General features: G+C 43.7%; 11 protein-coding genes, 1 tRNA gene and 1 pseudogene. 5 read left to right on the top strand and 8 right to left on the bottom strand.

The genetic code is table 11. The features are described from left to right. Positions 1-14: 14 nt before the first annotated feature. From AC0L66_RS18835 to AC0L66_RS18820, 4 genes and pseudogenes are all read right to left on the bottom strand, one after another. On the bottom strand, positions 15-860 hold the full coding sequence (locus AC0L66_RS18835; RefSeq protein WP_473570384.1) for a LysR family transcriptional regulator: 846 nt from the start codon (positions 858-860) through the stop codon (positions 15-17). 244 nt (positions 861-1104) lie between these two features. Beyond that, entirely contained in the window at positions 1105-1809 is a 705-nt protein-coding gene (locus tag AC0L66_RS18830; RefSeq protein WP_265675967.1) for a hypothetical protein, read from the bottom strand. A 355-nt stretch (positions 1810-2164) separates the two neighbouring features. Continuing rightward, positions 2165-3197: pseudogene (locus tag AC0L66_RS18825) on the bottom strand (HlyD family secretion protein). Beyond that, complete coding sequence (locus AC0L66_RS18820; protein WP_265675965.1) at positions 3194-3652, bottom strand: magnesium transporter; 459 nt, start codon at positions 3650-3652, stop codon at positions 3194-3196. Before AC0L66_RS18820 ends, AC0L66_RS18825 begins: the two are co-directional and overlap by 4 nt. A 610-nt stretch (positions 3653-4262) precedes the next feature. Here AC0L66_RS18820 and AC0L66_RS18815 point away from each other — a divergent pair. Continuing rightward, a tRNA-Leu gene (locus AC0L66_RS18815) sits at positions 4263-4346 on the top strand. Positions 4347-4422: 76 nt separating this feature from the next. Next, the gene (locus AC0L66_RS18810) at positions 4423-5037 is read left to right on the top strand and encodes a DUF2913 family protein (RefSeq protein WP_390902946.1); all 615 of its coding nucleotides are present in this window, start codon (positions 4423-4425) and stop codon (positions 5035-5037) included. On the opposite strand, the gene AC0L66_RS18805 is transcribed toward AC0L66_RS18810, so the two are convergent. The 3 genes from AC0L66_RS18805 to AC0L66_RS18795 form a co-directional block, all read right to left on the bottom strand. After that, complete coding sequence (locus tag AC0L66_RS18805) at positions 5026-5610, bottom strand: TetR/AcrR family transcriptional regulator (protein WP_473570383.1); 585 nt, start codon at positions 5608-5610, stop codon at positions 5026-5028. The genes AC0L66_RS18810 and AC0L66_RS18805 overlap by 12 nt on opposite strands. A gap of 192 nt (positions 5611-5802) precedes the next feature. Further along, complete coding sequence (locus AC0L66_RS18800) at positions 5803-6129, bottom strand: GlgC family sugar phosphate nucleotidyltransferase (protein WP_473570381.1); 327 nt, start codon at positions 6127-6129, stop codon at positions 5803-5805. Beyond that, a complete protein-coding gene (locus AC0L66_RS18795; RefSeq protein ID WP_473570380.1) occupies positions 6120-7118 on the bottom strand; it encodes a sugar phosphate nucleotidyltransferase in 999 nt (332 codons plus the stop codon). Before AC0L66_RS18795 ends, AC0L66_RS18800 begins: the two co-directional genes overlap by 10 nt. Positions 7119-7647: 529 nt before the next feature. On the opposite strand from AC0L66_RS18795, the gene AC0L66_RS18790 reads away from it, so the two are divergent. Continuing rightward, on the top strand, positions 7648-8541 hold the full coding sequence (locus AC0L66_RS18790; protein ID WP_265675960.1) for a DnaJ C-terminal domain-containing protein: 894 nt from the start codon (positions 7648-7650) through the stop codon (positions 8539-8541). A 343-nt stretch (positions 8542-8884) separates the two neighbouring features. Here AC0L66_RS18790 and AC0L66_RS18785 read toward each other — a convergent pair whose 3' ends face one another. Then, positions 8885-10759 (bottom strand): heparin lyase I family protein, encoded by a 1875-nt coding sequence (locus AC0L66_RS18785; protein ID WP_473570379.1) that lies wholly within the window; start codon positions 10757-10759, stop codon positions 8885-8887. Between the two features lie 559 nt (positions 10760-11318). Here AC0L66_RS18785 and AC0L66_RS18780 point away from each other — a divergent pair. Then, positions 11319-12095, top strand: a complete 777-nt coding sequence (locus AC0L66_RS18780) for an alpha/beta fold hydrolase (protein ID WP_473570377.1) — start codon at positions 11319-11321, stop codon at positions 12093-12095. Between the two features lie 542 nt (positions 12096-12637). Further along, the gene (locus AC0L66_RS18775; RefSeq protein WP_473570376.1) at positions 12638-12991 is read left to right on the top strand and encodes a hypothetical protein; all 354 of its coding nucleotides are present in this window, start codon (positions 12638-12640) and stop codon (positions 12989-12991) included.

The raw sequence follows: 12991 nt of genomic DNA, 5'->3' as shown, positions 1-12991 counted from the left end.
ATGTCATTGACGTCTTATTGGTATTGATGGTTCTGAATGGTATTGCGAATTAACTGACGAGTGGCTTTATGTTGCTCGTCATTGAGGAAGCGACGGTGATAAATCATTCGAAACTGAACGTCTTTTAACTGAATGGGGATATCGATAACCTTGAGGTTAAGTAGCGGTGCCATATGTTTAGCAAGAGACACGGTGGATGCACCGATTAAATTGGTCGTTGCAGCAAGCGATAACATACTCGACAGGGAGCCAGTCTGTGCTTTAACTCGTCGGGGTGGCATGGCTCTTTCTGCTAGGAATTCAAGCATGACCATGTCATTTCTGCGAATATTGAGTGCAATGTGTTCCAATTTAAAATACTGCTCAAACGTCAAACTGTCGCCAATACTCGGATGATCGTTGCGACAAACACAAACAACAGGTTCACTGAATAGGTCTTCAACGACGTGAGAACGACTTTTGCTGCTAGCAACATCGATAACCAAGTCGACTTTTTGTGAGTCAATATCGGCTAACAGTTGTGATTCGCTAAGCGGGGGCTCTTGGAAAGAAAGACCGTCGATATCACAAACTAAGTGCATCAAACTTTCGTTACAATAGACTTTGGTAACATCTTGGTTTTGTTCGATGCTTTCCAGTACGGCCAGAGGCGCGGCTATCTTATTGGCAAGTGCCACGGCTGCGCCAGTAGGAGTAATACTGCGACCGGAACGGACAAACAAGGCCTTTCCTACCACGGCTTCTAGTCTTTTTAATGCTGCACTAACGGCTGGCTGTGTGACCTCCAGAGCATCGGCTGCACGAGTAATCGAGCCGTGTTTGTATATCGCTTGAAATGTGATGAGTAGATTAAGATCCATACGGTGTTGCACTCCATGAGTTTTTCTAGGCTTATCACGAACGATGGGAGGTGAGTCGTAGTATTGACATCGCCGCTCATCCATTAATATATCAAGGTCAATACGAGGTCAAGGGGGAGAAGAAGGGGGGAAGGGGACGGTGAAGATTACGTTTGGTTAGGTGATATTCAATCCTTCGAATATCAGTATGTTATGCAGGTAAGTGGTAGGGTGGTTTAGTCATTAACCCTAGCTCTTATGTTGATCAGAATGGGAATACCACACCAACCTTACCGTATGTGTTACGAGTATCTTTGCCAAATACACCTTCATTACCGACTTCAACATAAGGCACCATGTTTTGGATGTCGGTGAAAGTGGCACGCAACTCTAGATTGTAGATTGTGTCTTTATTTCGGTCAGCGCCAGAATCTAAAGCAATCACATCTTTATTATTCTGTTTTTGGCCCACGACTTTTGCGTTAAAATACATGCGGTCTGTGACTTGCTTACCCGCGGCGAGATCAAAACGATAGATGTCTCCTCTTGGCGCATTGTGGCCAGAGCGTAAATCGGTATCTTTACGTAATCGAAGTGATGTATCGAATAGATCGGCAATATTACCGCCAACTGTTACACCAAATTTGTTTTGGTCATTAACTGGCTTTGCCGGGTCATGTTGTACACTCTTCTTGTCTACAAATTCATACTCTCCTTTTAGCCAAAAGCCATCGAAGTCATGCTTGTAGTTAACATTGTACTCATTTTCGAAATTCGCTTTACGTTTTGCTGATGCACCAAAACCTTCATAACCGACAAATGCTTTGATACCAGAGCCGTTATTCGCTGAATATTCTTTTTCACCATTTACAAACTTCGCGTCCAGTTCTACGCCGCCAGATAGGCCTTCTGCCATAATGTTTGCAGAAAAAACCGATGTTAGCGCAAGGACGATTGCTGTTTTTTTCATTTTCGTTACCTTATTTTATGAGTCCACTGATTTGGAACGGCGCTAAGTTAACGAAAATATCGAATAGATTTAAATCGGCTTCTGGCTTGTTTTCGAATGGGTGGTGGTTGACATTTTTTATTGGCTGATTTTGGTGTAATGAAAAAAATAGTAATGTCCCTGAAGCCATTAAGGAGCGTTAATGGGGGGTATCCTAAAAGCAAAAGCTAACAAGGAATAGGCAAAAAAAACACCTCGAAAAGTGAGGTGTTTTGAGCACAATGCCTGTTCCAGAACTCCGTAGAGTCCAAGTCTTTAATGAGCTCCAATGGGTTAATCTGCTATCTGCTATCTGCTATCTAACGCATGTGATGGTTTAAATGGCATTTAAGTAGGCTTTTAATGCCTTTAATCGGACAGTAGCGCCACCAATGATATCCATGAAACCAAGCTTAGAGGATGGTTTATCGGCTGATACCCAGCCAGAACCCGTGGCACCAAGCGGTACGTTATAGCCTTCTGGCTCTTCGAACTCGATAACAATGGTACGACCATGTGAACCGAGTATTATTGCCAACGTGTTGGCGGACTTGCTGGCTAGAACCTAATGCAGAGACGGTTGCTTCACCAGTGTTGCTTGTGATGCTATGAACGCGTCCTCTAAAAATTTCACCTGGATGAGAATTGACAAAAAATTCCGCAAACTGTCCTTCTTTGATATGACGATATGTTTGGTCGCTAACGCGCATTTCGACAAATTTTCGACCCGTGTCATATAAGAACAAGTTACCAGTACGAGATCCTTTAGCGATGTTAATCACACCTACAACGCCATCAAATGGTGCTCTAACCTGATTGCGGTCATTAAGCCATTGCTTTTGGTTTATTTGCGCTCTAATGCTGTCGGCATCAGAGTGGGCAGCCATTAAATCTGCATTGCCTTGTTGAATTCGCGTATGCAGTTCATCACGCTCTTGCTCTGAGCTGAATTCATCCAAACTGATGAGGCGTTGGTGATTCTTTTTATCAATGATGATTTGTTCTTCAATGCTGATAATTCTATGTTCACTGGCAATCAGTCGTGAACGTAGGCTTTTAATTTCTTCATCGGTATCTTCTGACTCTAACGTATAAAGCAGTTCGCCTTTTTTAACAATTTGGTTATGAGTGACGTAAATGTCTTTAACTTGTTGCCCAAACAGTGGGCTAAGTACCGCGTGGGGGGCTTTCACCGTTGTACTGTCCGTCAGATCGGCAGGAGACCAGAATCGGTGCGCGGTAAACAATAGAAATGCGATAAACGCACCAAAACCTACGCTTAACACTGCGTTTCTCAGTGTCCACTTGATGACACCGAGTTTAACCAGTAACCAAATAATCAGGACGTAAGGGAGCATGATCTCTTTCATTTCATTTCTTCCTTCTTATTGCCGTAGATACCGCTGTTGATTACTCGACTTATTGCTTTACCAACGGCTTCCCAATCTGTAAACGCAATGATGATTGCCAGTACCCACCACAGCTTATCAATGAACAAACCACACAGAGACAGGGCAAACACTAAGTTAGCATGGGCACTTTGCATGTATTGGCTGCGGTGTACGGCCACTTCGTGGAGTTGCCAAAGTAAATACAGGACATAGGCAACAATCGATAAAGTAATGACAAAAATGATACCCATGAACATTTCAGAGTTAAGCAGACCAATGATGGTCGGCTGACCATTGGTAAAATGGTCGCTAGGCAACGCTTGCCCATGTATGGTTGAAAGTAACGAAAAGGCGTAGCTCAAGGTTAAAAAGCTACCAATAATGAGTACCGCCTTAAGGCTGAACCTAAAGGACTTAATGAGAAATGGTTTCATGCTAGGTTATCCGTGTATCGATAAGAGAGCGAAAGTAAACGGGAGTCAAAGTGGCAGCAAGTCGTCGTTTCACTTGAAACGTATGTACGGCTATAAGCCAATTTTCTTGAGGATGAACGCCAGTGGTGTCGGGTGTTAAAAGGCGATGTTGGTTAAATAGTCTGAGCATAGTTTTTCCTATATCAGGCTATCCTTAGCGTTAATGCGAACCGTAAACCTCTAAACGATCATTCAATGGCTATAATCTATTGAGAAGCGTAGTTGTAGTGAATCGATAGCGCGTCGATACTGGGCAAGTAAACCGCTGTTCTACGATTCTGTGTATGGAAATATCGTATTCTATTTGCCCATTGAAATACATTTGGTCAACTAGGGTTCTGACATCAATTTCATTTATGTATTGTCGTCGGTGATTGGCAAATTTGAGGATGAATCGAAAGGATTGGTTGTTGGTAAATTATTCAAACTGATTACTTGTTCACCAAACAAACGGATTTCTATGCTTTTATCTAATGAAATGCTATACAAGTAAAATATCGTCAGTTAACATTCGTTTGTTCCAGAAAATTGGAACCAAAATGATAACAAACGGACGTTTGTACTCATTGATGCCGAGATGGTGAAATTGGTAGACACGCTAGCATGAGGTGCTAGTGCCTATGGTGTGAGGGTTCGAGTCCCTCTCTCGGCACCATTCCTTTCCTTATTGTACACAGAGCACATTCGTACATAGACTACATAAGTACACAGACTACATGCAGAACAACGGAATCGGTTCAAAGCACATCAGTACGTCTAACTCAGATTCAATTCAACTATTGACTGAGGTGTCTCTTCACGCCCTTTTACACCTAGAATTCAAAAAACGCGATGCAAAGTCTATGCACCTTGATCGTGATAAATGCAATGATTTGCTGGTTCGCTGGTTAAAACCAAAACTCAAAAGCAATAAATACAAAGCCATTCGTAAGCAGCTTAAGACGATGAGTCTACAGGCCAAAAAGTCTCAAGTTGATCTAGAAGAGGTACTGTTGATTGGCATTGAGGCAAAACCTGAAGTCATGCAACCGCATTTAGATAGTTATTTGCTGCTCATTCGCGAAATTGAAAAAAAACTGGGTACCACCGCACTACTTTCTAGCCCAAGACACGTCGACCTTAAGCATGATGAAGATAGTTGCTTGTTGTGTGTGTTATCTGATGATCTTAATAGTCACTTTGGTACTAAAAATCAGTTGGTGAGCAGTATCTCTATTCTATTTCGTGGGACAGTTCGTGAAAAGCACCTATTCCTTGGTACTATCTATGCGAATGATGTTTTTGCGTATCAACTCCAATATGAAGATGAAAACTTTGTACGGATTGAACTTGAGCTAAATCATTAACGCAAAAATATCGTCGATGAGTAATTGACTTTGTTCTGGTCGAGATTGACTGGCGCGCACGTAGCTTCGAATACCCATAATTTGTATCTGAACATATTGACCTAAGCGTTGGGCGTCGAGTGAGGGGTCTATTTCGCCACATTCCTGTGCCTCTTTTATTACCTTCTCAAATTCATTTTCAATTCTAAGCAGAGCTTGCCTGGCACTGTTAAGCAATTCTGCGTTGTCTTCGGTAAGTTCTGCAATGGTCTTTGCCAGCATGCATAAGTGACTTGGCATTGGTTGCTCATTGGGAATGACCGCAGCGCTGACAAAGCTCTTTAAACCTAGCAAAGGAGAAGAAGATGCACAGATAGTGTCAGACAGGCGTCTAATGCTTTGCTCTGCGTAATGCTCTAATGCCACTTGGAATAGCCCTTCCTTACTGCCAAATTCCGCATAGATACTGCCAGGTCGCATATCGATTGCGTCTTGTAAACTACGCATAGAGGTGGCGTGATAGCCTTTTTCCCAATACAACAGCATAGCATTATGTATGACTTCCTCGCGTTGGAATTTAGCCGTTTTGGCCATAATGCTTTTCTCTTAATTGAACGTATGTTCAAATTTTAGCGTGAACCTAATATGAAGTAAAGTGGAGGCGCTTGTACTAGGAGGCGGGTTAGATAGTTTGATTTGTCTTAGTTTGATTGGTCTTAGTGTGAATATAAAAAAGAGCCACGATATCGCGGCTCTTTGTGTGGCTGAGTCATTGATTATTTATACTTAGGCCGTCGCTTCGCTCTCGCCTTTTAGCGGAAGCACCACACCTTCTACCAGCTTATCAATCATTTCGTTCGTCACTAGCACGATACCATTTTCTGATACGGTAAAGCGGGCATTGTCTTGCTCAGCATCAAAGCCGATGATCATACCATCAGGAATTTGACAGCCCTCACCAACAATGACTTTTTGAAGTTTACAATCCATTCCTACGGTGGCATTGGGCAGAAGGATAGAGTCTGTGACTTCTGCACGGTCTTCCACTCTTACGTCAGATGAAATAAGACTGTGCTTGATCTGCGCGCCGGAAATGATCGCGCCTAAGCACACAGTACAGAATCAATAGCAAAACCACGTCGATCGGGTTCATTGAATAAGAACTTTACGCCAGGACGCTGTACCTGGCTGGTCATGATTGGCCAGCTGGTATCGTAGAGATCTAGCTCAGGCGTTGGGGCAAGTAGATCCATCGTTGCAGCGTAGTACTCTTCTACATGACCCACATCACGCCAATAACCGTTGGCACCAGGGTGACCTTTTTCGCTAAAAACGTAGCCTTTTAACTTACTACGGCCGATAAGGCTTGGAATGATGTTATGGCCAAAGTCATGCTTGTAATTTGGATCGTTAAGCGCCTGTTTTAATTCGTTATCAAGTACATCCAGATTGAAGATATAGATACCCATAGAGATCAGAGCTTTGCTTTCATCGTTTGGCATCGACGGTGGGTTACTTGGCTTTTCTACGAAATTAATGATGTCGCCGTCTTGATTAAGCCCCATCACTCCGAATTCCGACGCTTCCTCGATTGGTTTTTGGATACAAGCGACAGTAACGTCTGCGCCACTTTCCACATGGAAATTGACCATGCGTGAGTAGTCCATTTTGTAGATGTGATCGCCACCCAAAATTAGAATTCGTTCTGTTTGGTCGTGTCGTTTAATGAGGTCTAAGTTTTGGTAAATCGCATCTGCCGTACCGCGGTACCAGTCTTCACCGACACGTTGCTGGGCAGGAATGATGTGTACCCCTTCATTTAGCGCCGAGTACGTTGATTGCCAACCCGTTTGGATATGAGTGATCAGGTCTTGCGCCATATATTGCGTAAGTACCCCCACTTTTCGGATACCTGAGTTGATACAGTTGGATAATGCAAAATCGATGATTTTAAACTTACCACCGAATGACACTGCTGGTTTTGCAACGCTAGAGGTGAGTTCTTTAAGCCGAGTTCCTTTTCCTCCTGCGAGGATCATAGCCGTTGTATTACGTAGTCGAGCATTACTCGAAATATGAGAATATTGGTTTTCCTTTGGCATTGTATTACTCCTTTTATTACAAGCGCAAAGACGTGCGGGGGAGTGTAAACGTGCTTTCTTCTCGTGAGTAAGTTAGTGTTTATTTGAGTTCACCCATTAACGTCATATAAATAGCCCCTCTATAAGAACAGAGAAGCGCTATGCGATCCATGTCATATTAGGCAAAGCGATTAACAAGCATTGGATCTTGGTTGTAGATCACAGAACGCCGTATCAATAGTGAAACAATTGTTGTCAACGTGTTTCAAACGTAACGGGTTTCGTACGCTTTGCTCTGTCTAGTAATCAGTATGCACCGTATATGCACTTCATTACATTCATATGACATCGATAGGAATCAGTAGCGAGACGTGTTTCAAACGTTGGAGTGTGAGGTAGGCGACGTTTATCGCTGGCAGCGAAACCGAGTTCTCACGGTAATAAAGAGTTGAGTTATCCGTAATAATACATAAACTTGTCGGTATTCAGAGCGTGACCGATCGCGAGCACGCTCTTTTTTGATTTAGATGATGAGTAATGAGGTTTTAGCATGTCTAAAAAAGATTATTACAGCGTGCTAGGGGTCTCGAAAGGTGCCTCCGAACAAGAAATTAAAAAAGCCTATAAACGGCTAGCAATGAAGTACCACCCAGATAAAAACCCGGGTGATGCGGCGGCGGAAGCGAGCTTTAAGGAAGTCAAGGAAGCGTACGAAATCTTGACGGATAAAGATAAGCGACGTCAATACGACCAATTTGGTCACGCGGCATTTGAAAATGGCGGGCATGGCGGACGTGGTGGTCACCATGGAGGATTCGATGATATCTTTGGTGATGCATTCCGACAGCGCGGACAAGGTTTTGGCGGCGGTTTCGGCGGTTTTGAAGATATGTTCTCTCAAGGACGAGGGCGTCAACCTCGACCTCAGCGTGGTCAAGATAGCGAGTTTACTCTAACCGTTGACTTTGTCGACGCGATTCAAGGCGCAGATAAGGTCGTTGAGCTGCCAATTAACGGTGAGCATAAAAAGATCAACGTTAAAATACCCGCGGGTATTAAAGACGGTGAAAAGATACGTTTCTCCGGTAAAGGTGGCGCGGGGTCATACGGCGCACCAGCAGGCGATCTGTTATTGATTATCGCCACCAGAGCACACGCGTTTCTTGAACGAGATGAAAATGACCTCATCTGTAATACCCCCGTCGATATGATCACAGCGGCGTTGGGTGGTGAGATTGAAGTCAACGTGCTTGATAGTCGTTTTAAACTTCGCATCCCTGCTGGGACTCAGCACGGGCGAAAATTCAAAATGACAGGGAAAGGGGTGACCAGTCGTAAAGGAGAAACAGGTAACTTGTTGGTGAGAATTCAGATCAAAGTGCCAACGGATCTGAGCGATCAACAACGTTCCTTGTTAGAACAGTTTAAAGAGACGATGCAATAGCGTGCATTCGGCGCGTTTATTCGTTTTCGCTTAATGTGTTACGTGTGATTTGATAAAGACAGCCAACTTTCGGTGGCTGTCTTTTTGTTTTTCATGACCTGCGTTATTGGCCAATAGGCGCTATGCTTATAAATTACAGTAAAATTTAGGCTCCTATCTCGCCTATCATTTTTTAAGTAAAGCAGATATCGACATGTCCTTTGCATTTCACAACCAGCCAAGGAGAGAGCAATGACGATGGTGTTCAAAGCCCTTATTTTGGGATTGCTGTTTGGTTTTGTCACGAAGGAAGTACTCGCCCAAACATCCATGTTTTTGGTCTGTTAGCCTACGAGGGTTCAGGCTATTGAGTCGCATCAAAAGGATAGCGATCTAACCCGTTACTTATTCCATCTTCATCACTATCGTTATAGATGCCATCTACTGGACTTTGCCCCCATTCTGCAAGTGAGCGGTTAATGGCTTTAGATACCGAAATATTGTCAAAGTAGAGTGTCTTAGGGCTTCGAATTTCGGTATACATGCCAAATTTCATATAACCGTCGTTGCCAACCAGTAATGTTTTTCCTGCTCGATCAAGTTTCAACTCACCATTTACCCACACTTTAACATGACCATCGTCACCCAGTGATTTCTTGAAATACACACGAATATCCGTCCATGTGTCTTGTGGTGCTGTACCTAGGTCGACGACGGGCTGACCACTTGAATGGTACGTCAGTGCAAATTTACCATCGTTACTTAACCGGATCGCCGCATGGGGACCTGAACTAAATGACTTCCATTGAGTAATAATCACCGAATATTTAGTGACGGTTTGCCACGACTCGTCGGGACGAATACTCGCGCTGTAATAGGACTCTTCACCGGGTGAGAATCGGTAAATGCTGCTCATAAATGCCGCTTCAGAGCGATAGGCTGGTGGTTCTCCAAACACCTTTAACACTCGCTCGCCTGTTCTTGCCCATGGCACTGCTTCCGTTTGGTAATAGTGATAACTCGTGGGCTCTTTAGTCAGCGAGTCGAGGTCACTAGAAAAAGACGGCGTGAGCTCGCCAGGAAGTTCGGAGTGTAATGTGCCATTTTCCCATCCTGCAGTGTAAATAGGGGCAGCGTTATTAATAGGGGTGGTGCGATTCACTTGGATATCAACCACCGCTGACTCTGAACGGTTAAACCCATCGTCAACTGAGTAAGTAAAGTCATCCAGTCCAACAAAGCCTACGTTGGGCGTATACAGAACATGCTCCGCAGTGATGGTTAGCGTGCCGTAACGAGGTGCTTGGTCAATGATAATCTGCAACTCATCTTGCTCTGGGTCAACGTCATTACTTAACACATCACACAGCAGTTGCTTATCTTCTAATCCATCACAAGAGTCCGGCACAACCATCGTCACTTGGTTTTCCCAGCGACTCGCGTCAAGGGGATAATCATCCATGTCGTCATTCACACCATCGCCATCATCATCAATATCTTGATTGTTGCCAATCCCATCTTGATCGGTGTCGATCCATTCATTGGGATCATTAGGGAAGGCGTCTTCGGCATCGACGATGCCATCTCCGTCAGAGTCTTTGGATAAAGGCGAGAGATTAAATTGAAGTTTATCGACTCGTACCGAACCATCTATCGCTCTAAGAGTCAGCGTGTGCTTACCTTGGGTTAGATAGATGGTTTGGGGGTCAGTCGGTTCAAACTCGCGAGCAACTTGAGTGGAAGATAAAAAAGGCAGATGAGCGAGAACCTTACTCCCTTCGGCGAGCTCGAGGTTTTTTGTTGTGCTTGCTGTGGACCCTAACCAGGCAGAGAACTCAAAATAGGCGTCTTTCGGCACCTCGACGGTGTAGTTCATCCATTCGCTACGCGCAAACCAGCCAACATGAAAGTAGCCTGAATGGTTCGAGATATCGATGGCATCATTACGGTAGTTCTTGCCACCACGATTGTCTTCTGTGGTTTCAAAATAAGCGATGTTTTGCCCCCCTAAATCGTAGTCTTCTGCTTCAACGATGGCTGGGAGAAAGTGAGTGGGTAAGGCGTGTTTGTCGGGGTCCCATGGATAGACATCCTCACTGTCAATGATGCCGTCGCCATCAGTATCTAATGCATTCGCGCTCGCGGTGAGCGATGCCGTTAAAGGGGCAAGTATCATGGTGGTTCCAGCAGCGATGTAAAGCAGGGAAGCTAGCCGATTTGTATTTTTTAATGGTGTCATGGCATATCCTCGTTTAATTCCAGCCGCGCAATGACGCGCGGATAACGTCACGGCTATCTGTGACGATTAACGTTGTTAGGCGGCAAAAGTGTGAATTAATTGAGTGCACTCATGAGTAAGGTAGTGAATATGGAATTAATATCAAACCATGTTCATATTGATTTGGTGAATGAGTCGTGCAAGTGATGTCATGTTTTGTTGATGTAATGTGGCATTTGTCGGCAACGACGAATTAGTAGGACATTGCAATCATGGAGTCATGTTCTCAGTAAGTTATATCGCTAAGCTCAAAAAGTGGCAGGATGTTATTGATAGAAAGCGTGCTGTGAGCATTCATGTTTGGTGTCACAAGTGAGGTAGAGAGACCAAGAAAATGGGCAAGTGACTTATCTGAACGGTTGTCATGGTTATGTATCTGAATGTTATCTAAAAATTGAACCAAATTTTGCTATATCAGATTTCTGACTTAATTCTGATTATTTTGAATTAAGATCGCGTCTTGTTTATCTAGTCGTGGTAGTACCACTTTGATATGCTTGGATCAACGCGGAGGTACAGTATGAAGTGGAAAGTTGTTGTGATGTTAGGCGCTGCATTGACCTTATTTGGGTGCAGTAAACCCGATGCCGAGCCAACAGAAAGTGAATTATCGAACCATCAAAGCCAGCAGGTCGTCATTGTTCATGGACTCGGTCGCAGTGCGTGGTCAATGCAAACCATGTCAGACCTAATCTCGAAGCAGGGCTATCAAGTTTGCGTGGTTGATTATCCAACACTTCGCCAATCCATTGATAACACACTGGGTGAAAGTGCCAGTGCCATTTCAAACTGTCTTAGCCAGTTTGAAGAAGCGGATTTTGTTCACACTAATCAATCAAAAACACACTTTGTGGGTCACTCATTAGGTGGGCTTGTGATTCGCTCATATCTAGCCAATCACCCCGACTTTGTGTCGTCTAAAGAGATGGGAGAGGTGGTATTTTTAGGAACGCCTAATCATGGTAGCGATGTCGCCGATTTTTTTGTGAACAACGGCTTATTGTCACTATTAGGAGAAACGGCCACGTCATTGACCACGGATCCAAACAGTTTTCCAAATAGCCTGCCGCAACCAAACTATGAATTTGGTGTGATTGCCGGGACACAGAGCTACCCTGTTTTTAGCGGTATGTTTGATAACTCCAACGATGGGCTAGTGTCGGTTGAGTCGACCAAATTAGAAGGCATGAAAGATTTTGTTGAAGTGGACATTAAACATGACAAGCTAAGACGAGATCCTTACGTGACTCGCCTTATCCTAAGCTTTATCTCAACCGGAACGTTTGACGCCTCATAAAGAGCGACGATATCGCTAAGCTTTAATGACACAATCATGAGGGGAGGTAAACTCCCCATTGTGTTCATGAAGATAATTCACTGTGATACCTGAATGAAATTGATATAACTAAAGTACCCCAAGGAAGAGGGAGTACGACATGGAGTTATTGATAAAACTGGAATACATTGCCTTGCAAATCTGGGCAATATTTTTGATAAAAGCGCTACTGTTTGGTTAGCGTGGTATAAGTAGCGTTTGAGTATCCTATTTTGGGTTCTCGTTCGATACGGCGCTACCTATTTCCCCCCTCGGCTCTATGCCTTATAAATGCCATTCAACTGGATAGGCTGTAACTTGGTTTTGCCCCTTTCCGCGTTAGAGCGGATAATCAACATCAATAACCCATTATTCGTTGCCAGTACTATTACTAATGCGATCATGTCTGTGTGTGAACAGCAAACACATGCTAATGTGCTGGTACTATGAGGTGCAAGAAATTCTGCGGAAGGTTGAAGTCGTAAGTACTTAATAGAGTATAAATAGAGAAGGGGGTATACCACATGGTAAATGTGATAGAGCTGGAAAGAATAAATAACAACCAACAGGTTAAGGTGACTATCAATTGTGCTGACAATGAGGTGAAAGCGCAATTGATGGCTTTCATTAATGAAAACAAAAACAGTGTGACTAATTTAGAAGTGTACCCGATGGCTACTGCTGGGAATAAGTCTGAATCCGAAGTTTTTAACTTTGTTCTATCTTTTGGAACCGATATTTTAGAAGCCGTAAAAGATGAGCTAGTAAGTGTTATTGTGGGTTATGTAATATCAGAGTTAAGGAGTAAGAAACAAGAGTATGTAGTCAAAGATAAAGATGGAATCATTTCTAACGAAAGCTCCGAAGACAAAGGATAG

The sequence above is a fragment of the Vibrio sp. GJ43-1 genome, assembly GCF_055808835.1.
This window is presented reverse-complemented; position numbering and strand designations above follow the sequence as displayed.